General features: G+C 53.9%; 24 protein-coding genes. 9 read left to right on the top strand and 15 right to left on the bottom strand.

The window, feature by feature from the left end:
- Positions 1 to 109: 109 nt before the first annotated feature.
- Genes ACTJJI_RS05680 through ACTJJI_RS05670 form a run of 3 tightly spaced genes read right to left on the bottom strand, consistent with a single transcriptional unit; the run spans position 110 to position 2630 of the window.
- Positions 110 to 922: a MetQ/NlpA family ABC transporter substrate-binding protein gene (locus ACTJJI_RS05680; protein WP_014831601.1), complete on the bottom strand. Its 813-nt coding sequence runs from the start codon at positions 920 to 922 to the stop codon at positions 110 to 112.
- A gap of 24 nt (positions 923 to 946) precedes the next feature.
- A complete protein-coding gene (locus tag ACTJJI_RS05675; RefSeq protein WP_014831600.1) occupies positions 947 to 1615 on the bottom strand; it encodes a methionine ABC transporter permease in 669 nt (222 codons plus the stop codon).
- Positions 1608 to 2630, bottom strand: coding sequence for a methionine ABC transporter ATP-binding protein (locus tag ACTJJI_RS05670; protein ID WP_440653370.1), 1023 nt, complete (start codon positions 2628 to 2630; stop codon positions 1608 to 1610). Before ACTJJI_RS05670 ends, ACTJJI_RS05675 begins: the two co-directional genes overlap by 8 nt.
- Positions 2631 to 3030: 400 nt before the next feature.
- Between ACTJJI_RS05670 and ACTJJI_RS05665 the strand changes: the two genes are divergently transcribed.
- From ACTJJI_RS05665 to lpp, 5 genes are all read left to right on the top strand, one after another.
- Positions 3031 to 4401, top strand: a complete 1371-nt coding sequence (locus tag ACTJJI_RS05665) for a pyridoxal-phosphate dependent enzyme (protein WP_046887887.1) — start codon at positions 3031 to 3033, stop codon at positions 4399 to 4401.
- A gap of 11 nt (positions 4402 to 4412) precedes the next feature.
- Positions 4413 to 5558, top strand: a complete 1146-nt coding sequence (locus ACTJJI_RS05660) for a trans-sulfuration enzyme family protein (RefSeq protein ID WP_063412832.1) — start codon at positions 4413 to 4415, stop codon at positions 5556 to 5558.
- A 73-nt stretch (positions 5559 to 5631) separates the two neighbouring features.
- Positions 5632 to 5928 (top strand): protein YnhH, encoded by a 297-nt coding sequence (gene ynhH / locus ACTJJI_RS05655; protein ID WP_420795139.1) that lies wholly within the window; start codon positions 5632 to 5634, stop codon positions 5926 to 5928.
- A 7-nt stretch (positions 5929 to 5935) separates the two neighbouring features.
- Entirely contained in the window at positions 5936 to 7348 is a 1413-nt protein-coding gene (gene pykF / locus ACTJJI_RS05650) for a pyruvate kinase PykF (protein ID WP_013096950.1), read from the top strand.
- Between the two features lie 311 nt (positions 7349 to 7659).
- Positions 7660 to 7896 (top strand): murein lipoprotein Lpp, encoded by a 237-nt coding sequence (lpp, locus tag ACTJJI_RS05645; protein ID WP_001082307.1) that lies wholly within the window; start codon positions 7660 to 7662, stop codon positions 7894 to 7896.
- Positions 7897 to 7956: 60 nt separating this feature from the next.
- On the opposite strand, the gene ldtE is transcribed toward lpp, so the two are convergent.
- From ldtE to ACTJJI_RS05600, 9 genes are all read right to left on the bottom strand, one after another.
- Complete coding sequence (gene ldtE / locus ACTJJI_RS05640) at positions 7957 to 8970, bottom strand: L,D-transpeptidase LdtE (RefSeq protein WP_014831596.1); 1014 nt, start codon at positions 8968 to 8970, stop codon at positions 7957 to 7959.
- 97 nt (positions 8971 to 9067) lie between these two features.
- Positions 9068 to 9484 carry a cysteine desulfuration protein SufE gene (gene sufE, locus ACTJJI_RS05635; RefSeq protein ID WP_014831595.1) on the bottom strand — a complete coding sequence of 139 codons (417 nt, stop codon included), beginning with the start codon at positions 9482 to 9484 and terminating at the stop codon, positions 9068 to 9070.
- Positions 9485 to 9498: 14 nt separating this feature from the next.
- Positions 9499 to 10719, bottom strand: a complete 1221-nt coding sequence (gene sufS / locus ACTJJI_RS05630; RefSeq protein ID WP_153906936.1) for a cysteine desulfurase SufS — start codon at positions 10717 to 10719, stop codon at positions 9499 to 9501.
- The gene (sufD, locus tag ACTJJI_RS05625) at positions 10716 to 11987 is read right to left on the bottom strand and encodes a Fe-S cluster assembly protein SufD (RefSeq protein WP_096928281.1); all 1272 of its coding nucleotides are present in this window, start codon (positions 11985 to 11987) and stop codon (positions 10716 to 10718) included. Before sufD ends, sufS begins: the two co-directional genes overlap by 4 nt.
- Complete coding sequence (gene sufC / locus ACTJJI_RS05620; RefSeq protein WP_033145303.1) at positions 11962 to 12708, bottom strand: Fe-S cluster assembly ATPase SufC; 747 nt, start codon at positions 12706 to 12708, stop codon at positions 11962 to 11964. Before sufC ends, sufD begins: the two co-directional genes overlap by 26 nt.
- A gap of 9 nt (positions 12709 to 12717) precedes the next feature.
- A complete protein-coding gene (gene sufB / locus ACTJJI_RS05615) occupies positions 12718 to 14208 on the bottom strand; it encodes a Fe-S cluster assembly protein SufB (protein WP_014831591.1) in 1491 nt (496 codons plus the stop codon).
- Positions 14209 to 14216: 8 nt separating this feature from the next.
- Positions 14217 to 14585 carry a Fe-S cluster assembly scaffold SufA gene (gene sufA, locus ACTJJI_RS05610; protein ID WP_008500631.1) on the bottom strand — a complete coding sequence of 123 codons (369 nt, stop codon included), beginning with the start codon at positions 14583 to 14585 and terminating at the stop codon, positions 14217 to 14219.
- A 314-nt stretch (positions 14586 to 14899) separates the two neighbouring features.
- Positions 14900 to 15628, bottom strand: coding sequence for a MerR family transcriptional regulator (locus ACTJJI_RS05605; RefSeq protein WP_014831589.1), 729 nt, complete (start codon positions 15626 to 15628; stop codon positions 14900 to 14902).
- Positions 15629 to 15818: 190 nt separating this feature from the next.
- Positions 15819 to 17039 carry a diguanylate phosphodiesterase gene (locus ACTJJI_RS05600; protein WP_063426271.1) on the bottom strand — a complete coding sequence of 407 codons (1221 nt, stop codon included), beginning with the start codon at positions 17037 to 17039 and terminating at the stop codon, positions 15819 to 15821.
- 340 nt (positions 17040 to 17379) lie between these two features.
- Here ACTJJI_RS05600 and ycgZ point away from each other — a divergent pair, with 340 nt between their 5' ends.
- The 4 genes from ycgZ (at position 17380) to fdhF (ending at position 20578) form a co-directional block, all read left to right on the top strand.
- Positions 17380 to 17619 (top strand): regulatory protein YcgZ, encoded by a 240-nt coding sequence (gene ycgZ, locus ACTJJI_RS05595; protein ID WP_046887882.1) that lies wholly within the window; start codon positions 17380 to 17382, stop codon positions 17617 to 17619.
- 4 nt (positions 17620 to 17623) lie between these two features.
- Positions 17624 to 17944, top strand: coding sequence for a hypothetical protein (locus tag ACTJJI_RS05590; RefSeq protein WP_071841843.1), 321 nt, complete (start codon positions 17624 to 17626; stop codon positions 17942 to 17944).
- 29 nt (positions 17945 to 17973) lie between these two features.
- Complete coding sequence (locus tag ACTJJI_RS05585) at positions 17974 to 18252, top strand: biofilm development regulator YmgB/AriR family protein (protein ID WP_014831586.1); 279 nt, start codon at positions 17974 to 17976, stop codon at positions 18250 to 18252.
- Between the two features lie 175 nt (positions 18253 to 18427).
- Entirely contained in the window at positions 18428 to 20578 is a 2151-nt protein-coding gene (fdhF, locus tag ACTJJI_RS05580) for a formate dehydrogenase subunit alpha (protein WP_163280969.1), read from the top strand.
- Between the two features lie 46 nt (positions 20579 to 20624).
- Here fdhF and fliB read toward each other — a convergent pair whose 3' ends face one another.
- The 3 genes from fliB to ACTJJI_RS05565 all read right to left on the bottom strand — a co-directional run bounded on the left by fliB (position 20625) and on the right by ACTJJI_RS05565 (position 23115).
- A complete protein-coding gene (gene fliB, locus ACTJJI_RS05575; protein ID WP_232943553.1) occupies positions 20625 to 21842 on the bottom strand; it encodes a flagellin lysine-N-methylase in 1218 nt (405 codons plus the stop codon).
- Between the two features lie 88 nt (positions 21843 to 21930).
- Positions 21931 to 22575, bottom strand: coding sequence for a helix-turn-helix transcriptional regulator (locus ACTJJI_RS05570; RefSeq protein WP_014831583.1), 645 nt, complete (start codon positions 22573 to 22575; stop codon positions 21931 to 21933).
- Positions 22576 to 22626: 51 nt separating this feature from the next.
- Positions 22627 to 23115 (bottom strand): fimbrial protein, encoded by a 489-nt coding sequence (locus tag ACTJJI_RS05565; RefSeq protein WP_440653362.1) that lies wholly within the window; start codon positions 23113 to 23115, stop codon positions 22627 to 22629.
- Positions 23116 to 23120: the final 5 nt, after the last annotated feature.

The following is a 23120-nucleotide window of genomic DNA, read 5'->3' as shown; positions in this document are numbered from 1 at the left end:
GGTCATCCACTCCATTGCCCAAAAGCGTCAGCTTAAATGATCCCTCGCCCGGATACAAAAAAGAAGCCCGGCGAGAGACTCACCGGGCTTCATCTGTTAAATCAACCGATTAGTTATTTACCGGGATCACCGCGCCTTTATACTTGGTGCGGATCCAGTCCTGAATCTCTTTCGAGTGCAGCACGTTCACCAGCGCGACGATATCTTTTTTCTTCTCATCGCCACGATGCACAGTAATGATGTTGGCATACGGGTTGTTTTCGCCGCTCTCAACCGCAATCGGGTCGTGAACCGGATCCAGACCCGCATCAATCGCGTAGTTGGCGTTGATCACTACCGCAGCCCCTTCATCGTTGTTGTACATCTGCGGCAGCAGAGAGGCTTCTACGTTAGGCGTGAACTGCAGCTTTTTCGGGTTGTCCACGATGTCGCTGATACGCGCGGTCACTTTGTCGACGCCAGGCTTAAGCTTGATCACCCCCTCTTTTTCGAAGATAGAGAGAATGCGCCCCTCTTCAGACACGGCATCACGCATGATGATTTTGCCGCCTTCCGGCAGGTCTTTCAGCGACTTGTATTTTTTAGAGTAGATTCCAATTGGCTCAATATGGATCGCGCCGGCACTGACAAAATCATAATCCTTATCACCCGCGTGATCTTTCAGCACGCTGTTCAGGTAAGGAATGTGCTGGAAGTAGTTAGCGTCAATGTCATGACCTGCCAGCGCGGTGTTGGGCAGAATGTAGTCCTGGAAGGGTTTAATCTCCAGATCGATACCCTGCTTTGCCAGAATCGGCTTCGCCTGCTCCAGAATTTCAGCGTGTGGCGTATTGGACGCGCCCACGGTCAGGGTGTCAGCCCACGCGGCAAAGCTCAGGGCGCTCAGGGTTGCAGCGGCGATCAGTGTCAGTGTCTTTTTCATGATGATGGTTCCTGTGTGTATTTATTAGCGTTTATCTAACAGTGAAGTGATGATGTCGCCGCAGAACTGAATAATGAAAACGATGATCAAAATGGTCACCGTTGCCACCAGCGTGACGTCACCATGGTTGCGCTGGAATCCTTCCAGATAAGCCAGATTTCCCAAACCGCCTGCGCCAATCACCCCGGCCATTGCGCTGTAGCTCACCAGCGCAATCAGCGTCACCGTAATACCGGACACCAGTGCAGGTGATGATTCTGGCAGTAAAACCCGAAAAACTAAGGTGCTCAGTCGCGCGCCCATCGAGCGCGTCGCTTCAATCACCCCTTTGTCCACTTCGCGCAGGGCAATCTCTACCAGACGCGCGTAGAACGGTGCCGCGCCAACAATCAGCGCCGGCAGTGCCGCGTTGGCCCCCAGAATGGTGCCGACGATGGTCTTGGTGAACGGGATCAGCAGGACAATCAGAATGATGAACGGGATAGAACGAAACACGTTCACCACAATCGAAATCACGCTGTAGACCGTACGGTTGTGGAACAACCCACCACGCGCGGTTAAAAACAGCGCCAGACCCAGCACAATCCCCAGTACAAAGGTTGCCACGCCAGAAAGCGCAGTCATGTACAGCGTCTCGAGCGTTGCCGCCCAGAGTTGATCCCATTTCAGGTGCGGAAAGAGGGTATCAGCCATGTTTAATCACCTCGCCTTCAATATCGCTGTGCTTCAAGTCGGCGAGGATATTGTTCAGTTGTTCATCAGATGCCACCACGTGTACCCACAGCTGGCCAAAAACGCCGTGCGCCGTCTGGGTCATTTTTCCGTGCAGAATGTTAAACGGCAGGCCGTAGCGCAGCGTCAGTTCACCCACAATCGGTTTGTGCGTGCTGTGTCCGGTGAAGGTCAGACGGATGACCGTGCCTTCCAGGTCGGCTGCCAGCTCGGTATTGAAGGTCTCTTCCTCGGTATACTGGCTCACCTGACGGACAAACTGCCGGGTGATCGGCTGTTGAGGGTGAGTAAAGACGCTCAGCACGTCGCCCTCTTCCACCACTTTGCCACTCTCCATCACCGCCACGCGATCGCAGATTTTGCGCACCACGTGCATTTCATGGGTGATCAGCACAATGGTGAGTTTGAAACGACGGTTGATGTCCAGCAGCAGATCGAGGATCTGATCGGTCGTCTGGGGATCGAGTGCGGAGGTGGCTTCGTCACAGAGCAGCACGTCCGGGTTGTTCGCCAGCGCACGCGCAATGCCCACGCGCTGCTTTTGCCCGCCGCTCAGCTGCGACGGATACGCATTTTCACGGCCTTTCAGCCCGACCAGTTCCACCAGCTCGGCCACGCGAGTCTGAATCCTGGCTTTTGGCACTCCGGCTATCTGCATTGAGAAGGCGATGTTTTCCGTTACCGTACGTGACCACAGCAGGTTGAAATGCTGGAACACCATGCTGATCTTCAGCCGCGCCTGACGCAGTGCTTCCCCTTTTGCGGCAGAAATGTCCTGCCCGTTGATGGTCACGCTGCCGCTGCTCGGTTTTTCCAGGCCATTCAACAGGCGGATCAGGGTACTTTTCCCCGCGCCGCTGTAACCAATAATGCCGTATATTTGCCCCTGTTCGATCGTCAAATTGACGTTATCAACGGCCGTGAGCGCCACCTTTCCGTTGTCAAAAACCTTCGAAATATTACTGAGAACAATCATTCTTATTCATTATCCGTCCGCGCATAGCGGTTTAGCAGTATGGATGTCCAAAATGATAGTAAACAGCCGTTATCAGCTTTTAAATGAACAAAAAAGAATGTGTTATAACCTGAAGAAATAAGCGGCGGATTCAGCGGGTAGGAACCATTTAGACCAATTTCAGCAATGATTATCTGCCAGATGCATATCTGACAGACACCAGACGAGAAAAACGGTCATTTTTTCAGCATTTTCTGTTGATATAGCCATCCTCACATCCAGAGCACTTTACGTCTTGCTGTCCTGACATCCAAAAACATCATTTATATTCTTTTCTGTTCTAAAAAGCAGAGATTCGTTCTTTCTTGAGAAAATTTCATCGCCCTATCATCCCGTCATAATCTCCTGAAAGGACAAAACCATGACGATTTATCACTCCGTCACTGAACTGATTGGCCGTACACCGCTTATCCAGCTGCATAAACTCGATACCGGCCCCTGCTCGCTGTTTTTGAAACTGGAGAACCAGAATCCGGGTGGATCCATTAAAGACCGCGTGGCGCTGTCGATGATTAATGAAGCGGAGCGTACCGGTAAGCTGCAGCCGGGTGGCACGATAATTGAGGCGACGGCAGGCAATACCGGTCTCGGCCTGGCCCTGATTGCCGCCCAGAAAGGCTACTCGCTGATCCTGGTGGTGCCGGACAAAATGAGCCGCGAGAAGATTTTCCACCTGCGTGCGCTGGGTGCCCAGGTAGTACTGACGCGCTCGGACGTGAATAAAGGTCATCCGGCCTATTATCAGGATTACGCCCAGCGTCTGGCTAATGAACTGCCCGGTGCGTTTTATATCGACCAGTTCAATAACGAAGCCAACCCGCTGGCGCATCGCACCACCACCGCGCCGGAACTGTTTGAGCAGCTCGACGGCAACATCGACGCCATCGTGGTTGGCGTGGGCTCCGGCGGTACGCTGGGTGGCCTGCAGGCCTGGTTTGCCGAGCACTCTCCGCACACGGAGTTTGTGCTGGCAGACCCGGCCGGCTCCGTACTGGCAGACCAGGTCGAAACCGGGCGCTACCACGATGCCGGTTCATGGCTGGTTGAAGGGATCGGTGAAGACTTTATTCCGCCGCTGGCTCACATCGAAGGCGTGGAGCGCGCCTGGCGCATCACCGACCAGGAAGCATTCAACACCGCGCGTGAACTGCTGAAAACGGAAGGTATCCTGGCAGGCTCCTCCAGCGGAACCCTGCTGGCGGCCGCGCTGAAGTATTGCCAGGCACAGACCACGCCGAAACGCGTCGTGACCTTCGCCTGCGACAGTGGCAACAAATACCTCTCGAAGATGTTCAACGATGACTGGATGCGCCAGCAGGGGCTGATGTCCCGCCCGCAGGCAGGCGATCTCTCCGACTACATTGCGCTGCGCCACGATGAAGGGGCCACCGTCACCGCCGCCCCGGATGACACGCTCTCCACCGTGCTGGCGCGAATGCGTCTGTATGACATCTCGCAACTGCCGGTGCTGGATAACGGCAAGGTGGTGGGGATTATCGACGAGTGGGATCTGCTGCGCCATATCGGCGGCGATGGGGATCGCTTTGCCCTTCCCGTCACGGCAGCGATGACGCGACAGGTGGAGTTTCTTGATAAGCACGCACCGGAAAGCGCCCTCAATGCCATTTTTGATCGCGGTCTGGTGGCCGTGATCAATGACAACGACCGTTTCCTGGGTCTGATTACGCGCAGCGATGTCCTCACCGCCTGGCGCAACCGTCTACAACAATAAAGGAAAAGATGATGAAAAACCTGGCCACGCTCAGCGTACACAGCGGTGAGTTTAACGATCAACACGGGGCGGTCATGCCGCCCATTTACGCCACCTCGACGTTTGCGCAACCGTCACCAGGGGAGCATACCGGCTACGAATATTCCCGCAGCGGCAACCCCACCCGCCATGCGCTGGAAACCGCCATCGCCGAACTGGAAGGCGGCTCGCGCGGCTATGCTTTCGCCTCAGGCCTGGCCGCCATTTCCACCGTGCTGGAACTGCTGGACAAAGACAGCCATATCGTTGCCATTGATGATGTGTATGGCGGCACATACCGGCTGATTGAAAACGTACGCAAGCGCAGTACCGGGCTGCAGGTCAGCTGGGTTAAGCCTGGCGATCTGGCCGCGCTGGAAGCCGCCATTCGACCTGAAACGCGCATGGTCTGGGTGGAGACGCCGACCAACCCGTTGCTGAAACTGGCCGATCTGGCGGCCATCGGTGCCATTGCCCGCCGTCATAACGTGATCAGCGTGGCAGATAACACCTTCGCCTCACCGGTCATTCACCGTCCGCTGGAGTCGGGTTTCGATATCGTGGTGCATTCCGCCACCAAATACCTGAACGGCCATTCCGACGTGGTTGCTGGTCTGGCGGTCGTGGGGGATAACCCGGCGCTGGCAGAACGGTTGGGGTATCTGCAAAACGCCGTCGGCGGCGTCCTGGATCCGTTCAGCAGCTTCCTGACGCTGCGCGGGATCCGGACACTGGCACTGCGAGTTGAAAAGCACAGCACCAACGCGCTGGCGATTGCGCAATGGCTTGAGCAGCAGCCGCAGGTTGACAACGTGTTCTACCCGGGGCTGGAGTCGCACCCGCAATATCAGCTTGCCCGCACGCAAATGGCGCTGCCGGGCGGGATGATTTCCGTCGTGGTAAAAGGCGATGCGCAACGTGCGACGGAGGTGATCCGCAACCTGAAGCTGTTCACCCTCGCAGAAAGTCTCGGCGGTGTGGAAAGCCTGGTGAGTCAGCCCTACAGCATGACCCACGCCTCGATCCCGCTTGAGCAGCGTCTGGCCAACGGCATTGTGCCGCAACTGATCCGCCTGTCTGTAGGGATCGAAGATACGAAAGACCTGATTGCCGACCTGAGTCAGGCGCTGAAAAATTAAGCAAAATACGGCAGGTTACCCGCCTGCCGTCATAAGTTGTCATTATGCCTTAACGCCTTGATAACAATATTATGTGAAACTGCATAGATTATTTTTGAAACGCTGTTTTCATTTTCCTTTTATCCTAAAATCAGCGTATAATGCGCGCCTAATCCCTGGTGAATGGTTTCAGCGCTTGGAATACAAAAAACAACGTACAACTTCTCCTCTCCTTCGTTGGGCTGACACTCAGGCACACTTTCTTCTGCACGCTCATTTGATGTCTCCTATCCTTAGTGCGTGTCATATACTCTTTTGCAACACAGGTTTGACTCCGCGGCGGTGCGCCCCCGGAGCGAGATTTCCATATCCTTCCCAACTTAAAGACTAAGACTGTCATGAAAAAGACGAAAATTGTTTGTACCATCGGCCCGAAAACCGAATCTGAAGAGATGCTGACCAAAATGCTGGACGCCGGCATGAACGTTATGCGTCTGAACTTCTCTCACGGTGACTACGCTGAACATGGTCAGCGTATCCAGAACTTGCGCAACGTCATGAGCAAGACCGGTAAAAAAGCCGCCATCCTGCTGGATACCAAAGGTCCTGAAATCCGCACCATCAAACTGGAAGGCGGTAACGACGTCTCTCTGAAAGCGGGCCAGACCTTCACCTTCACCACTGACAAGTCTGTGGTCGGTAACAGCGAAATCGTTGCGGTGACCTATGAAGGTTTCACCAGCGATCTGTCCGTGGGTAACACCGTGCTGGTAGACGATGGTCTGATCGGGATGGAAGTGACCGCGATCGAAGGCAACAAAGTCATCTGTAAAGTGCTGAACAACGGCGACCTGGGTGAAAACAAAGGCGTTAACCTGCCAGGCGTTTCTATCGCGCTGCCAGCCCTGGCTGAAAAAGACAAGCAAGACCTGATCTTCGGTTGCGAGCAAGGCGTTGATTTCGTTGCAGCCTCCTTCATCCGTAAGCGTTCCGACGTGGTTGAAATCCGTGAGCACCTGAAAGCGCACGGCGGTGAGAAGATCCAGATCATCTCCAAAATCGAAAACCAGGAAGGCCTGAACAACTTCGACGAAATCCTCGAAGCGTCTGACGGCATCATGGTTGCGCGTGGTGACCTGGGTGTTGAAATCCCGGTTGAAGAAGTGATCTTCGCGCAGAAGATGATGATCGAGAAGTGTGTTCGCGCGCGTAAAGTGGTTATTACTGCCACCCAGATGCTGGACTCCATGATCAAAAACCCACGTCCAACCCGCGCAGAAGCTGGCGACGTGGCGAACGCCATCCTCGACGGTACTGATGCTGTCATGCTGTCTGGCGAATCCGCGAAAGGTAAATATCCGCTGGAAGCAGTGTCCATCATGGCCACCATCTGCGAACGTACTGACCGCGTGATGACCAGCCGTCTGGACTTCAACAACGACAGCCGCAAACTGCGCATCACTGAAGCGGTATGCCGCGGTGCGGTAGAAACGGCTGAGAAACTGGAAGCGCCACTGATCGTGGTTGCCACCCAGGGCGGTAAATCTGCTCGTGCAGTGCGTAAATACTTCCCGGATGCGACTATCCTGGCGCTGACCACCAATGAAACCACTGCGCGTCAGCTGGTGCTGAGCAAAGGTGTTGTAGCACACCTGGTGAAAGAGATCGCCTCTACCGACGATTTCTACATTCAGGGTAAAGAGCTGGCTCTGGAAAGCGGCCTGGCACAGAAAGGCGACGTGGTGGTAATGGTATCGGGTGCGCTGGTACCAAGTGGCACCACCAACACCGCATCTGTTCACGTGCTGTAATAATGCACAAACAAATTAATTTTTGATAAAAAGCGTCCTTCGGGGCGCTTTTTTTATTCGTGGTATTAGCCAAATCTATTCAAAAAGCAAATCGGGTTTTTCTATTTAATCGCGATTTATCTAAGATGAATCCGATGAAAAATGCCTTTTTTAACATAGCTTTTTCGACAAAAACGCCGAATTCGTTGCTTCTTTGAGCGAACGATCAAAAATAGGCGTATTCCCATCAAAAAAATATTCTCAACCCAAAAAAGTTTGTGTAATACTTGTAACGCTACATGGAGATTAACTCAATCTAGAGGGTATTAATAATGAATCGTACTAAACTGGTACTGGGCGCGGTAATCCTGGGTTCTACTCTGCTGGCAGGTTGCTCCAGCAACGCTAAAATCGATCAGCTGTCTTCTGACGTTCAGACTCTGAACGCTAAAGTTGACCAGCTGAGCAACGACGTGAACGCAATGCGTTCCGACGTTCAGGCTGCTAAAGACGACGCAGCTCGCGCTAACCAGCGTCTGGACAACCAGGCTACTAAATACCGTAAGTAATAGTACCTGTTAATAAAATGGCGCACATTGTGCGCCATTTTTTTTGTCTGCGTCAAACCCCTACTGCGTCACCTTCTCTCCGTCATCTTCCATTACCGCAGCAGACACCCGACTGTTCTGCACGGACTGCACGCTGTTGCTGGCTGACGGGCCGTTACTGGCCGACACGGCAACCGGGATCCCTGCCCGGCGCGACAAGGCTTTATCAATAAGCGCTTTATCACTCCCCGCCTGAGAAACAAATGAGGCGAAATCAGCGGAATGGGTAATCGGCGTTACCTGCGGGTTTTCCCCCTCAACCTGTGCCAGCGGGCGATGCACTTCAATGTAGCGTTTGCCGTCCGGCTCAACGGAGAACTTCACCGGCTCATTGATAATCTGCACCCGGGTACCGACACGCACCTGTTCGAACAGGGCTTTAATATCCGGCGCGTTCATGCGCATACAGCCGGAGCTGACCCGCAGGCCAACGCTGTCCGGCGCACTGGTGCCGTGGATGAGATATTCCCCATTGCCCACGCCTAAACGCAGTGCAAAGCGCCCCAGCGGGTTATTTGGCCCGGCGGGTACTACCGGCGGTAATTTAATGCCCTGCTCCAGTGAACGCGCCCGGATGCCCGGCGTCGGGGTCCAGGTTGGATTAGGGATTTTCTGGCTCACGCGGGTGGTCGTGACCGGCGTTTCCAGCCCCAGCTGTCCAATCCCCAACGGGAAGACCTGGACAATATTGCCGCCCGGCGGGAAGTAGTAAAGCCGTAGCTCGGCCAGGTTCACCACAATACCTTCGCGTGGCGTGTCCGGAAGCAGCATCTGGGATGGGATGGTAATAACCGTTCCCGGCGCGGGGTTCACCGGCGCAATGGTATTATTGGTCTCGAGGATCAACTGCGCCGCAGTATTAAACCGACGCGCGATGGTCTGCAGTTTAGTGTCCCCTTCCTGTATTGTGTAAGTTTGATTTTGCCCAATCAGACGGCTGCCTGCGGGCGGTAACGGATAATCCATCGCCATGGCCGAATTAAGAGCGCCGAGCGAACCAAGGAGTAAGAGTGTTATTAGAGACGCGCGCTTCATGCTGAGATTCCTTATTCACTGACAGAACGCCAGAAAGCTGAAAAACCAGCGAGGCGGGAACCACCTCGCGAAACAGAATGAATGCTGTCCTGTAAGTCTAGCTAAGGATTGCAGCTTTGGCGCGGATGGCGCGAATCATCGCTTCCAGTCCCTGGGAGCGGGACGGGGTGAGGTGTTGGGTCAGGGCCATTTTTTCAAACCACGGGCGCACATCAAAGGCGACAATATCCTGCGCAGACATCTGGTGGTACAGAATAAAGACCACGGCGATAAGCCCTTTCACAATCGCGGCATCGCTGTCGCCGTGCAATTCAATCGTACCGTCGCCCTTTTGCTCCATCACGATCCACACCTGGCTCTGGCAGCCCTGAATAATATTCTCCGGGTTATGCGCCTCTTCACTGAGCGGCGGCAAACGCTGTCCCAGCTCAATAATATAGAGATACTTTTCTTCCCAGTTCGCGCAACGCCCGAAGTTACGCAGCAATTTATCTTTATCCGGCAATTCTGCCATTGTTTGCCTCTCCGTTAGCCCAGCAACTGGTGAATGCGTTTTAGCCCCGCCACCAGCCTGTCGACCTCTTCCGTTGTGTTGTACATCACCAGCGACGCGCGGCACATTGCCGGGACCTGGTAAAATGCCATCAGCGGCATGGCACAGTGGTGTCCGGTGCGCACGGCCACGCCATAGTTATCAAGGAAACTCCCCACGTCATAGGCATGGTGTTTTCCCAGGTTGAACGCGATCACGCCCTGCCGGTCTGCCGGGCCGTACAGAGTAAGATCCGGTACGCTGGCAAGCTCCTGCAGCGCATAATGCATCAGCAGCTGTTCGTACTCCTGAATTGCGTCAAGGCCAATCGCGGAGACGTAAGAAACCGCTGCCCCCAGCCCGATAATCCCGCCGGTATTGGGTGTACCAGCCTCAAAACGCCACGGCGCACGCGCGTAGGTGGTGCCTTCCGACAGGCTGACGGTGGCGATCATCGAGCCGCCCCCTTCCCACGGCGGCATGGCCTGCAGAATATCGTCTTTCACATACAACACGCCGATCCCGGTGGGCCCATACAGCTTATGCCCGGAGAAGACGTAAAAGTCGCAGTCCAGCGCCTGAACATCCACCGGGTGGTGCATAACCGCCTGAGCGCCGTCAATCAGGACTTTCGCTCCCGCCTGGTGCGCTTTTTCAACGATCTCTGCCACCGGGTTTTCGGTGCCCAGCACATTAGAAACCTGAGTAACCGCGACCAGCCGCGTGCGGTCGTCCAGCAAGGCATCAAGGTGCTCAAGCTGGAGCGTTCCCTCCTGATGCAACGGGATGACCCGTAGCTCGGCGCCAACACGCTCACAGAGCATCTGCCACGGCACAATATTGGCGTGGTGTTCCATCTCGGTGATGATGATGTTATCGCCAGCGTGCACCTGCGCATTGCCCCAGCTGTTGGCAACCAGGTTGATCCCTTCCGTCGTGCCGCGCACAAACACCAGCTCTTCCGGCGATCGCGCATTCAGAAAAGCGGCCACCTGGGTGCGGACGTTCTCCATACGCTGGGTCGCCTCTGCGCTCAGCGTATGAATACCGCGATGCACGGCGGCGTAACCGTGGCGGTAGAACTCCGCTTCGGCATCCACCACCTGGTTCGGCTTCTGCGCGCTGGCCGCGCTGTCGAGATAGGCCAATGGCAGTCCGTTTACTTCACGGGTCAGAACCGGAAAATCGGCCCGTACTTTCTCTACGGGAAAACTCATGCTTCGCCTCCAGGCAGCCGCTGACCAATACGAGCCAGCACCTGCTGTTTTAACAGGCCATCGTCCAGCGCCTCCGTCAGCTCTGCGGCAAAGGCGTAGATAATCATCTTCTGTGCCGCCTGCTGGTCGATACCGCGTGAGCGCAGATAGAACATCTGTTCGTCATCAATGCGCCCGACCGTGGCGCCGTGGCTGCATTTAACGTCGTCAGCATAGATCTCCAGCTGCGGCTTGGTGTCCACTTCTGCCAGACGCCCCAGCAGCAGGTTGTTGTTGGTCATCTGCCCGTCGGTCTTAATGGCGTGTTGCGCCACATTAATCAGACCGTTAAACACCGCGCGGCCTTTGTCGCTGACAATGGTTTTGTGCAGCTGGCGGCTGTTGCAGTAGCCTTTGTTGTGCTCAAGCCAGGTACGCGTATCGCACACTTCCGATTTGACCGGCATCGCCAGGCTGTTGATGCGCAGCGTGGTGTTCTCGCCGTTGAGCTGCGTGCTGGTGTTGTGACGCAGTACCGCGCCCCCCAGCAGGAAGCTGTGGCTGTATGCCGCTGCGTCCTGCCCAAGCAGAATATCGTTATGCGCAAAGTGATGACTCTGCGGATTCTCAAATGCCAGCTTGATATGGTGCAACTGAGCGTTGGCGGCGACGTTCATCGTCAGGCGCGCCCCGGTAAAGTGGCGGGTGTCGTTGAGGCTGACGTAATGTTCAATGACCGTGGCCTCCGCCCCCTCCGCCAGCGCCAGATGGTGGCGATAATGCGCGGTATTGAGTTCGTCGCCATCCAGTCCCTGCGTGATATGCATCAGCAGCAGCGGTTTTGCCGGGCGCTGGTTTCGCTTCACGTGAATCTGCGTCACGCTCTGCGCCAGGCTCTCGGTAAGATGCAGAAAGACTTCTGGCTGCACGGGCGCCGTCAGACTCTGACGCTCATCATCAATGGTTATTGTATAACCGCTATCTTCGGTGCTGTCGCTCAGCTCCGCACGGAACTGGCCGTCGACAAATACCAGGCGCAGGGCATCGACATTCAGCGCCAGTGCGTCGCGTTGCGTCGGGTTGATATCCGCCAGACGCGAGACGAACTCAGCGTTCATCAGGCCATCGAGCGGCGTGTATTTCCAGTTTTCATGTTTACGCGTGGGCAAACCGAGGCGCAGCATCTGTTGCAGGTGCTGTTGTGCCTGCTCAGAACGCGTTTGCCCCTGAGCTTCAAACAGGCGGTGCCACTGCTGGAGCGCATTACTGCTGTTCGGTAAGCCAGCCATAACCCTGCTCCTCCAGTTGTTTGACCAGCGTGAAATCACCGGATTTCACAATGCGCCCCTGGTAAAGCACGTGGACGTAATCCGGTTTGATGTAGTCAAGAATACGCTGGTAGTGGGTGACGATAATGAATGACCGTTTGCCGTCGCGCAGAGAATTCACCCCGTCGGCGACAATCTTGAGGGCATCGATATCCAGACCGGAATCGGTCTCATCCAGAATGCACAGCTCAGGTTCAAGCACCGCCATCTGCAGAATGTCGTTGCGCTTTTTCTCGCCGCCGGAGAAGCCGACGTTAACCGAGCGGGTGAGCAAGTCTTCCGGCATTTTCAGCAATTTGATCTTCTCTTCCATCAGGTCCTGGAAATCAAAGCGATCCAGCGCCTCCAGACCACGGTATTTGCGTACCGCGTTGAGCGCCGTTTGCAGGAAGAACTGATTACTGACGCCCGGAATTTCAACCGGATACTGGAAGGCCATAAAGATGCCCTCTCCGGCGCGATCTTCCGGTGACATCTCCAGCAAATCTTTGCCGTTAAACTCCACCGAGCCGTGGGTCACTTCGTAATCTTCGCGTCCCGCCAGCGTCGCTGAAAGCGTACTTTTCCCGGAGCCGTTTGGCCCCATGATGGCGTGGACCTCTCCTGGCCTGACGTCAAAATTGAGGCCACGCAGGATGGCTTTATCTTCCACGCTAACCTGTAAATCTTTAATGCTTAACATGTGCTTTCCTTAACCGACGCTGTGTTCAAGACTGATGGCGAGGAGTTTCTGGGCTTCAACGGCAAATTCCAGCGGCAGTTCAGAGAACACATCCTTACAGAAGCCGTTTACGATCATTGAGATGGCATCTTCTTCACTGATCCCGCGCTGCAGGCAGTAGAAGAGCTGATCTTCCCCAATACGCGATGTTGTCGCCTCATGTTCAAGCTGGGCGCTGTTGTTGCGACACTCCACATACGGGAAGGTATGCGCGCCGCAGTCCGCGCCAATCAGCATTGAATCGCACTGGGTAAAGTTTCGCGCATTGGTGGCCGTCGGCATGATTTTCACCAGCCCGCGGTAGCTGTTCTGGCTGTGCCCGGCAGAAATACCTTTTGAGATGATGGTTGATTTGGTGTTTTTACCAATGTGGATCATTTTGGTGCCGGTATCCGCCTGCTGATGGCCGCTGGTGAGGGCCACAGAGTAAAACTCGCCGATGGAGTTATCCCCGCGCAGGATGCAACTCGGGTACTTCCAGGTAATGGCAGAGCCGGTCTCGGACTGCGTCCAGGACATCTTGCTGTTTTCACCCTCGCACAGCGCGCGCTTGGTGACAAAGTTAAGGATACCGCCAGTGTTACCATCGCCCGGGAACCAGTTTTGCACCGTAGAGTATTTCACTTCAGCATCTTTATGGATGATGACTTCCACCACCGCGGCATGGAGCTGGTAGCTGTCGCGTACCGGAGCGGAACACCCTTCGATGTAGCTGACGTAACTGCCTTCGTCCGCCACCAGAATGGTGCGTTCGAACTGGCCGGTTTTTTCCGCGTTGATACGGAAATAGGTCGACAACTCCATCGGGCAACGTACCCCTTTCGGCACGTAGATAAAGGTGCCATCAGAGGCCACCGCCGCGTTGAGCGCCGCAAAGAAGTTATCGTTAGACGGCACCACGGTGCCAATGTACTTTTTCACCAGTTCCGGGTGCTCATGAATTGCTTCGCCAAAGGAGCAGAAAATGATCCCCTGCTCCGCCAGCTTCTCACGGTAGGTGGTCGCCACCGAGACGGAGTCAAAAATGGCATCCACCGCCACCTCTTTCCCCTCGCGAACCGGCACGCCAAGCTGGTTAAACGCCTCTTCCACTTCTTTACTCAGGAAGCTGTTATCCGCCCCGGTTTGCTGTACCGCACCGGGCTGGGAGGCGCAGGTGTCGTCACAGCTGCCGCAGGAAGGGGCTGAGTAGTAGCTGTAATCCTGATAATTCAGCTTGTCGTAGTGCGCTTTCAGCCAGTGCGGCTCTTCCATCTCCAGCCAGGCCCGATAAGCGCTCAGGCGGAACGCCAGCATCCACTCTGGCTCGTTACGTTTGGCCGAAATCGCCCGCACGACATCTTCATTGATGCCCTTTGCCAGTTCATCGGTCTGCAGCTGCGTGAAGAAGCCCTCTTTATAATTGAGGTGCCCGCCGCTCCAGGTATTTACATCACTCGTTGCTTCAGTATTACGAGACATAGTACCGCCTATACCCCAAAGCTTTCGCCGCAGCCGCATTCGTTCTGCGCTTTCGGGTTATGAAATTTGAATAACTGGTTTAAGCCTTCACGCACGTAGTCCACTTCGGTGCCGTCGATAAACGGCATGGCCTGAAGCGCGACATACAATTTTGCGCCGTCCGTTTCAAATACCAGGTCATCCTTCTCAGGTTCGGTGACAGTGTCGAGCACGTAACCGAAGCCAGCGCAGCCGGTCTGTTTGACCCCTAAACGCACGCCAAGGATCTCGGGCTTTTTCGCCACCAGCTCGTGAATATGGGCCGCCGCCGCTGGCGTCAGCGTTAAGCCGCGCCAGGCGAAATCGGCAGGATTGAAGGTTTCTGAATGCAGTTCCATAGGTCCACCTCATCTGATAAGCCATCAGGGCATAACACCATGTTAGTGATAACGATTATCACTTCAACCCTCTGTCAGCAGGGGCTTTCGGCTAAATAGCCCTTTTTGCCTGGTTTTATTAAGCATAGACCCTGTACAAGGATGCAGTAGAGATGGATGTATTTGTTCAATGCATTGATTAATAATGCATTTCCTAGTGGGACTTATGAGGGCGAGAGGAAAAATAAAATATGCATCGGAAATGCCTATTTTTGAGATAGCTTTTGCGCAGAAAAACCACAAAAACAAAAAAAGGCCCTTAAGGCCTCTGATGATTAAAGATGAAATGAGACAGCAAAACCTTGTTCACGCCAGTGATCGAGCTGTTCCTGCTGACGAGGTGTGAGTGATTTCCCCGTCCAGACGAAGATTTTTTGCCCCGGGAAGAGTTCCGGGCGCGGTGAATCAATCGGTTCCGCCAGCACGTCAATGTGCCAGCCCTTGCTGGTCAGGCGCGCGGCCTCAAGCCACAGATGCGTACGGTCGTCACATTCCCATCCAACGAGCAAAGCATCTTTACCGGCTTTTTTGCGCGATTCTGCCAGGCTTGCCACGGCGAATTCAATCAGCACGCCATCCAACAGGCTCGCCATGTGGCGCACCGTATTCTGATCCTGATTCATTCGCTGTCGTACGGGGATAATGATGTTATCAATCAGCGCATCCATCGCATGATCGCGGCGAAACTCGCCTATTTTGGCGCGCAGTTTTGCCGGGCTGGCATAACGCAGAACGGTCATCATCTCTTCCTGGAAAGCGGCCCAGTTACCCTGGGTCATCACTTCCTTGTTTTCCAGCAAGGCTTTGACTTTACCCACCGAGACGCCCGTTTTCATCAGGCGCTTAATCTCTTCTATACGCAGGATATCTTCATCGTCGAACTGACGATGGCCCCCTTCGCTGCGTTGCGGCTTCAACAAACCATAACGGCGCTGCCAGGCACGCAGCGTAACGGGGTTGATACCGCATCGTTCGGCCACTTCGCCGATACTGTAATAGGCCATTAACTCCCTCACGCTCAATACTTCCATACCTAACCACGGCAACCTTATCAGATTGTACAAGCCATTTGTATAACGAAGACCTCAGTTTGCAACAGGTGAATGGCCTGTTCACCACTCACGCTGTTTACTCTATTGTTGTCTAAATTTTGCCTTACGTACAGTTAACTCTGCCGCACGATGTACAGCTTTCTCACAATTCGGGATTTTTCTCGGGCCACGCAATGGCCGGAATGCCGCCATGTCGGGGGCTGGCAAACAGATGCCCCTGAAACTGGGAAATTCCTGCCGATTCCAGCCACATCCACTCCTCGGCCTTCTCCACGCCCACGGCGCAGAACTGAATTTCCAGCGAGGAACAGCACTTGATGATCGCCTGAATGATGGCCTGTCGCGGACCGCTTTTATGCACATCCAGAACCAGATCGCGATTAATCTTAATTCTGTCCGGCTGGAACTGCGCCAGCAGCTGCAGCCCGGCAAACCCGGCGCCAAAGTGATCGATCGTCACGCTGATGCCTGCACTTTTTAACTGTCGTACCGAATGGGTAAACTCATCGAAGCGGGAGATAGCTTCGCTCTCGGTAAACTCCACCACGATCTGCTCCGGCACAAAGCCATTCGCATTAATGGCGGTAAGCAGAAAATCGACGGCACCCGGTACATTGACCAGCGTCATGGGCAGCAGATTAATGGACAGCGTCTGGTCCTGTAACCCCAGTGCACTGGCCATCGACAGCGCAACCTGTTTGCTCTGCAAATCTGCCGTGTACACCGCTTCCCGCGGAAGCGCCGCAAAATAGGCCCGTGGTGAATCACCCGATGGCGTGCGGATCAACGCCTCCCAGGACACCACCTGCTGCATAAACGGATCCACGATCGGCTGAAAGGCAAAGCTGCAGTCCGCCCCTTTTGCCACCACCGCCGGTTGCGCGGATAACGGCGTCTCTTCGGGGATAAAATCCCAGGCGTCAGCGGGCGGCAATTCAAAATAGTTGGCTTTCTCTGTCGCCTCAACGAACGTGCGGAAGAATTGCAGGGGGCGATCGCTATAGGTCAGTTGGTACCGGGTCGTCCCCTTATCAAGTACCTGCTGGAGCACATCGTCCCTGTCGTACTGACGTAAATCAAAGAGCTCCATACCCACGTTGCCAAACCGTCGGGAAGGACCGTGATCGCGCATCAGTTCCACCACATTGTGATGACGCGGGTCGCGGCAGATCTGCTCATAAATGGCGGTCACGTTGTCTACTGGCCCTTCGAGTAACTGGAAAAAATGCGTGCCGTTAAACAGCAGGATCCCCGTGACATCGGATTGTCGGTTTTTACTATTTGCAGCAGCGACCATGTTTTCCAGCGCTTTCACCGGAACGTCATCGCAGATATGGCTGCGGTATATGATGGTTGTCAGCATGCTTTTCCTGGGGGTTAGGGGTTTGGCCACGTAAACACGTGGGTAGAGTTCTGTTATAGCATATTAATTGTCAGGCAAATAATTTACATCTCAATGATTTAGGCAATGTATGACCCCGTTTTTTTTCTGTTGTATAACTTAACCGCAACATCATAAGTTGTACAATATATCCTGTCACAATGCTGTCACAACACTGACACGCAACAAATTGAAATATAAAGACTTTATAAGATATATCATAAAAACATCAAAAATCTGTACATTTTTAATGTACAGATTTAGAAATTGTGTATACCTTAAATGTAACGTTAGTGATTACTAAATTTTACAGGAGCGAAACATGAACCAGAACGGTTATGTCGCCGATTCAGCCGCCGCCATTGCGCAATACTTCGAAAAAGCTGCTCTCCCTACGCAACAGGAAACGCTGGGTGAGGTGGTTGTGGAAATACTTAGCGACGGGCGAAACCTTAACCGCAAGTCGCTCTGCACCAAACTCTTAAGCCGCCTCGAAAAGGCCGAAGGCCCGGAAGAGGAACAGCATTACCACATGCTGCTTGGCCTGCTCTTCGAACGGTAACGAGATGAATCGCAGTGACGCAGAAAGACTGACAGACCAGTTGATTGGTGAAGCCGTGCTTTCCCTTCTGAAAGAGCGGGGGCCGTTAACAACCGATTCTCTGGTACAGCGTCTGCGTAAAATGCAAGTTCGTGAAAAGGATCCCCGGCGGCGGGAGACACTGGCGAGGGTGATTGCCGACATCGGCTCAAAAAGCAGCGCCTTTATACGTCGAAGAACCGCGCAAGGACGACCAATCAGAGAGGGATCTCTCAATGATAACAGAGACAATGTAGTGCCGTTATTTGGAAGTGGAATACCGTCCGACCCCAAAAAAATACATTGACTGCAACTTAACAGCTACGGTGAGAACAAATGAGACAGAATATTCAGCTGCAACCCGAATTTCATTCGGCTTTTCTTGATAGCGCCCTGTCGGAGTATTTCCGCCACGCTGGCGATCGTTTTGCTGAAGAGTCCGCAATTTTTTCTACTGCAGTACGTTGTGTCCTGGCCACGGAAGGTCACCTTACCAACAAAGCGATCATTCTCTGGCTGATACAAACGCTGGAAGCGACCAACGACGTGGTTCAGGCGGACGTCATACGCAAAACGCTTGAAATTGTTGTGGGTTACACAATGGACGATCTTTAAAGACTGCTAACGTGTCATCGTCATAACTGTCGAACAGCCTGACGATGACACCCCTCCTCCCCGATAACACCCTGCAATACACGCCTCCTAAAGATGGCACGCTTCCTGCTTATCCCTCTTTACGGGATCGGGCTATCCGATCATCTTGCTTCATTTCTTAACAGGTCTGTTATTGATGAAAAAAATCGCCAGCGTCTGCCCTTACTGTGGTGCAGGCTGCAAATTAAACCTTGTTGTTGAAAATAACCGTATCATCCGTGCCGAAGCCGCAGACGGCGTGACCAATCAGGGCACCTTATGTCTGAAAGGGTTTTACGGTTGGGACTTCCTCAACGACACTCGCTTGCTCACCCCTCGCCTTACGCAGCCGATGATCCGGTATCACAAAGGCGAACCCTTCACCCCTGTCACCTGGGACGAGGCCATTCGTTATACCGCCAACAAGCTTAAGAGCATTAAAGCGCAGTTCGGCCCACGGTCGATCATGACCACCGGCTCATCCCGGGGTACAGGCAATGAAACCAACTATGTGATGCAAAAATTTGCCCGCGCGGTGCTCCATACCAACAACGTGGACTGCTGCGCGCGCGTCTGTCACGGCCCTTCTGTTGCTGGCTTACAGGAAACACTGGGCAACGGCGCGATGAGCAATTCCATTAACGATATTGAAAACTCAAAATGCCTGCTGGTTTTCGGTTACAACTGCGCTGACTCTCACCCTATCGTCGCCCGCCGGGTGCTGAAAGCCCGCGAGAATGGCGCGAAAATTATCGTCTGCGATCCGCGTCGGATTGAAACCGCACGCATTGCCGATCAACACCTGCAGCTGAAAAACGGCAGCAATATGGCGCTGGTCAACGCCTTTGGCTATGTGCTGCTGGAAGAGGAGTTGTACGACAAAAACTACGTCGCGCGCTTCACGGAAGGGCTTGAGTCCTACCGGCAGACGGTGAAAGCGTACGCGCCAGAGAAAGTTGAACATCTGACCGGCATTCCCGCCCGCGATGTCCGCCAGGCGATGCGCACTTTCGCCGCGGCCCCCTCCGCCACCGTGATGTGGGGAATGGGCGTCACGCAGTTTGGTCAGGCCGTGGATGTGGTAAAAGGGCTTTCCAGCCTGGCGCTGCTGACCGGTAACCTTGGTCGCCCTGCCGTCGGCGTCGGGCCGGTGCGCGGGCAGAATAACGTGCAGGGTGCCTGTGACATGGGGGTTCTGCCCAATATGTTCCCGGGATACCAGGACGTAACGGACCCGGCAGTCAGGCAGAAGTTTGCCGATGCCTGGGGAATTGACGTGAAGGCGATGGACGATCGCGTCGGCACACGTATTACCGAGGTGCCGCATCTGGCCCTGGAAGACAAGGTCAAAGCTTATTACATCATGGGGGAAGATCCGCTTCAGACGGAGGCCGATCTCGGTCTGGTGCGCAGCGGCTTTGAAGCGCTCGACTTTGTGGTGGTTCAGGACATCTTTATGACCAAAACGGCAGAAGTGGCGGATGTCCTGCTGCCCGCCACCTCCTGGGGCGAGCACGGCGGCGTCTTTACCTGTGCCGATCGCGGCTTCCAGCGCTTTGGCAAAGCCATTGAGCCCAGCGGCAACGTGAAACGTGACTGGGAGATCATCAGCCTGCTGGCGACGGAAATGGGCTATCCAATGCACTACGACACCAACCAACAGATCTGGGATGAGATGCGCGAGCTATGCCCGCTGTTCTACGGTGTAACGTATGAAAAAATGGGTGAAATGGGACATGTCCAGTGGCCGTGTCCGACGCTGGATCACCCCGGCACGCCGTACCTCTATAAAGGCAACCAATTCGACACCCCCACCGGTAAGGGTCAACTGTTTGCCGCCGCCTGGCGCGCGCCCGCGGAAACACCTGATGATGATTATCCTCTGGTGCTGTGCACGGTACGTGAGGTAGGTCATTACTCCTGCCGCTCCATGACCGGTAACTGCGCCGCGCTGCAAAGCCTGGCCGACGAGCCGGGTCGGGTACAAGTGAACCCGGCGGATGCGGACAAACTCGGCATTACAGACGGGCAACTGGTCTGGGTGCGTTCGCGTCGCGGTAAAGTGATCACCCGCGCCAGCCTCAGCGAACGCATCAACGCCGGGGCCGTTTATATGACCTATCAGTGGTGGATTGGCGCCTGCAACGAACTGACGCAGGATAACCTCGATCCCATCTCCAAAACGCCGGAAACGAAGTACTGCGCGGTACAGCTGGAAGCCATTGAGGATCAGCGCTGGGCTGAGGATTTTGCGGCATCGGCGTACCAGTCCATGAAGTCTCGGCTGATCAGTGCGGTGAACGTCTGAGAAAATGCCGGGTGGCGCTGCGCTTACCCGGCCAACTACCGGGCATTTATCCGATCAACAACAGGCAGGATAAATCATCGCCGCCATTGATTTTATCAATCGCAAAGTCCATGCGGGCATCAATGGTGGTATTGTGCATGGTCTTTTCGGAGAGGCTGGCGATGGTTTTCATTACCACCTGTTGGTCGATTTCGTCCTGCATCGATCTTACGCTGAGGATGCATTTGATATAGAAAAAGTCCAGCACGATACGATAAAACTGACGCATGATGGTGGCCATATTTTTGCCGGGGAAATAGCTGCTGTACAGTTTGTACAACAGATAATTACGTAATACGTAGGGTTCAGACAAACAGGAATTCTCACACAATCTGTGCCACTGCTGATTAATCGCGTCGAATTTTGTCTCCAGTTCCGCCGCGTCGCTGATACCGGCCACATCCAGATACGAGGCAATTAGCTGATGCCCTTCAAGAATGAAACCATCCCGGGCCGAATCCTTCGCCACGTTTGTGCCCATGACGGACAACGCCAGATATTTCATTGCGTTTGACTTCGCCAGATGACCGGAATCCATCAGCGATTTTCCGCTTTGCAGCTCATTGAGAAGCGCTTCGTAGAAATTTTCCACTTCAGCAAATTTATTATGTAGATCAAAGTTAACGTGCTGGAGGCAAAGAATAAACTGCGCCAGCGCCATCAAATTTTCTTCAATATTACGCGATGGTGACTGGATTAAATTCCAGGCAAAAAGATGGATCACCTGCTGCGTCTGCGAGGCAGACTGGCGCTGCCCAATCAGGTTGGTTTTATAGCCCGCCACCAGTTCATCCTGCTCCTGAAGCAGCATCGCATCCGGGTCAAACAACACCCGCCGGACCACTTCCGGGCAAGAGAGCGTCATCGTATGCCGGGTCTCATCCTGGTAGCGAGTTGAACCCCTGGGGTAGGTGCTACAGGTATGAGAGAGCGCCTCTTCACCTAAATCGCGATGAACCATGCAGAGCTTGTTTTCATCGACAAAAGGGCAGTCCCCTTTTTCGTTGAGCTTCACTCTGGAATAGTTATTTTTACCCTTTCGCTGAAGGATAAGATTCTCTTTGGCAATGGCGGCAATGTCTGCGTGCGAGGACAGGACATATTTCTGGTGAGTTTTCTTGTCAATATTGATTGTCCAGCCACGACAGCATGACATTAAGCACTCTGGCCCAACACACTGAAACTTACAGACGAAAATAGGTTTGATGGTTTTATGAATTTGCATAGCGAAGGCGTCATGATATAAAGCATAAAAAGTACCATGATGCGTGCGTTATGCTAAAGGTGCATAACGTCGCACAAATTCAGGTAATTTAGAGTATCAAAGAGAATGCGAGATAGTCACCGAGCCGGTTTGGATAACTGTTCCTCTGCACCATTCGGCGAATAAGGGCAATCAGTTCAAAATCAGTTCTCAGATTAAACTTCTGCATCATCACATACTTTTGCGTAAAAACGGTTTTATCGCTGATCTTCAGCGCATGCGCGATCTGCACTACCGATAATCCCCGATAAAAATTGGCCATAATGCGTTTTTGCTGGGGTGATAATATTTTATGCTGACACTCTGCGCAGCTTTTTTGCTTCCAGCTGTTCCCCGCCAGCTCTGCACGGTACCAGGCGATGAACAGCACCTGGTTTATCCGATCAAGCGAAGCGCGACGCGAAATAAAAATAATATCGTTAAAACAGGAGGGTAAGGCAGGAAAATGATATTCATCTTCCACCAATCCGATCACAATCCCTTTCTGGCGCGCCTGTAATTCGGGAAAACAGACCAGCGCCTCCCCCATACAAAATGAGAGAACGATAATATCGGCGGCACTGACGTTATCACGGCTAAGCTCTGCCTCGAAATGAATCTGCTGCTTAAAATTACGTAAAAAGAATTCCACAAAGAAACACTGCAGCCCATGGTGAAAAAATTGGTCTGTCTCTTGAATCAGAATATTCAACATAGCAAATACCGATGTGGGTCAGTCAATAAACGTTATTAACGCGCGGGATTTTTAATTGTATTGCATGGTCATCACAACAACTGCACTGACACTGCCCGGCGTCGCGCCACCGGTTACAGATTTTACCGAAGCCTGCATGGCCATGGTCGCCGTTCTGTCCGGCGTAATATTTTGCGTTATGCTGGACCCGGTCCCCTTCAGCGTACCCGTGGCGGCCTCACGCATGGCTATCGCCACGTTTGTCGCCGAGCCGCTGTTCAGGTAGTACTCCGCACCGGCCGCCGGATCGGGGGTGCCGGTAAACGAGACCGTGACGCTGCGGGTCCCCGCCGGGCACAGGGCAAATTGCAAATTAAACGGTACCGGATCGGATGTCGATCCCGGCGTCGCCATATTAGTCGCCTGTATATTTCCAAGATTAATATCCAGGTTTGCGCTCCCGCCATTAAATACACAGGGCGAGGCGATGATATTTCCCGTTACACCCAGATTAACGCTATCAGCCGCAACGACGTTCCAGCTGATAGCAAGGAGGAGCATCCCTC

The sequence above is a fragment of the Enterobacter sp. 22466 genome, from assembly GCF_052044775.1.
GTDB lineage: Bacteria > Pseudomonadota > Gammaproteobacteria > Enterobacterales > Enterobacteriaceae > Enterobacter > Enterobacter dissolvens.
Note: the sequence above shows the minus strand (reverse complement) of the source record. Positions and strands in the feature narration are given on the sequence as shown.

Coding starts and splice junctions, on each gene's coding strand:
- ACTJJI_RS05680 (WP_014831601.1), bottom strand. CDS start 922: ATGAAAAAGACACTGACACTGATCGCCGCTGCAACCCTGAGCGCCCTG.
- ACTJJI_RS05675 (WP_014831600.1), bottom strand. CDS start 1,615: ATGGCTGATACCCTCTTTCCGCACCTGAAATGGGATCAACTCTGGGCG.
- ACTJJI_RS05670 (WP_440653370.1), bottom strand. CDS start 2,630: ATGATTGTTCTCAGTAATATTTCGAAGGTTTTTGACAACGGAAAGGTG.
- ACTJJI_RS05665 (WP_046887887.1), top strand. CDS start 3,031: ATGACGATTTATCACTCCGTCACTGAACTGATTGGCCGTACACCGCTT.
- ACTJJI_RS05660 (WP_063412832.1), top strand. CDS start 4,413: ATGAAAAACCTGGCCACGCTCAGCGTACACAGCGGTGAGTTTAACGAT.
- pykF (WP_013096950.1), top strand. CDS start 5,936: ATGAAAAAGACGAAAATTGTTTGTACCATCGGCCCGAAAACCGAATCT.
- lpp (WP_001082307.1), top strand. CDS start 7,660: ATGAATCGTACTAAACTGGTACTGGGCGCGGTAATCCTGGGTTCTACT.
- ldtE (WP_014831596.1), bottom strand. CDS start 8,970: ATGAAGCGCGCGTCTCTAATAACACTCTTACTCCTTGGTTCGCTCGGC.
- sufE (WP_014831595.1), bottom strand. CDS start 9,484: ATGGCAGAATTGCCGGATAAAGATAAATTGCTGCGTAACTTCGGGCGT.
- sufS (WP_153906936.1), bottom strand. CDS start 10,719: ATGAGTTTTCCCGTAGAGAAAGTACGGGCCGATTTTCCGGTTCTGACC.
- sufD (WP_096928281.1), bottom strand. CDS start 11,987: ATGGCTGGCTTACCGAACAGCAGTAATGCGCTCCAGCAGTGGCACCGC.
- sufC (WP_033145303.1), bottom strand. CDS start 12,708: ATGTTAAGCATTAAAGATTTACAGGTTAGCGTGGAAGATAAAGCCATC.
- sufB (WP_014831591.1), bottom strand. CDS start 14,208: ATGTCTCGTAATACTGAAGCAACGAGTGATGTAAATACCTGGAGCGGC.
- sufA (WP_008500631.1), bottom strand. CDS start 14,585: ATGGAACTGCATTCAGAAACCTTCAATCCTGCCGATTTCGCCTGGCGC.
- ACTJJI_RS05605 (WP_014831589.1), bottom strand. CDS start 15,628: ATGGCCTATTACAGTATCGGCGAAGTGGCCGAACGATGCGGTATCAAC.
- ACTJJI_RS05600 (WP_063426271.1), bottom strand. CDS start 17,039: ATGCTGACAACCATCATATACCGCAGCCATATCTGCGATGACGTTCCG.
- ycgZ (WP_046887882.1), top strand. CDS start 17,380: ATGAACCAGAACGGTTATGTCGCCGATTCAGCCGCCGCCATTGCGCAA.
- ACTJJI_RS05590 (WP_071841843.1), top strand. CDS start 17,624: ATGAATCGCAGTGACGCAGAAAGACTGACAGACCAGTTGATTGGTGAA.
- ACTJJI_RS05585 (WP_014831586.1), top strand. CDS start 17,974: ATGAGACAGAATATTCAGCTGCAACCCGAATTTCATTCGGCTTTTCTT.
- fdhF (WP_163280969.1), top strand. CDS start 18,428: ATGAAAAAAATCGCCAGCGTCTGCCCTTACTGTGGTGCAGGCTGCAAA.
- fliB (WP_232943553.1), bottom strand. CDS start 21,842: ATGCAAATTCATAAAACCATCAAACCTATTTTCGTCTGTAAGTTTCAG.
- ACTJJI_RS05570 (WP_014831583.1), bottom strand. CDS start 22,575: ATGTTGAATATTCTGATTCAAGAGACAGACCAATTTTTTCACCATGGG.
- ACTJJI_RS05565 (WP_440653362.1), bottom strand. CDS start 23,115: ATGCTCCTCCTTGCTATCAGCTGGAACGTCGTTGCGGCTGATAGCGTT.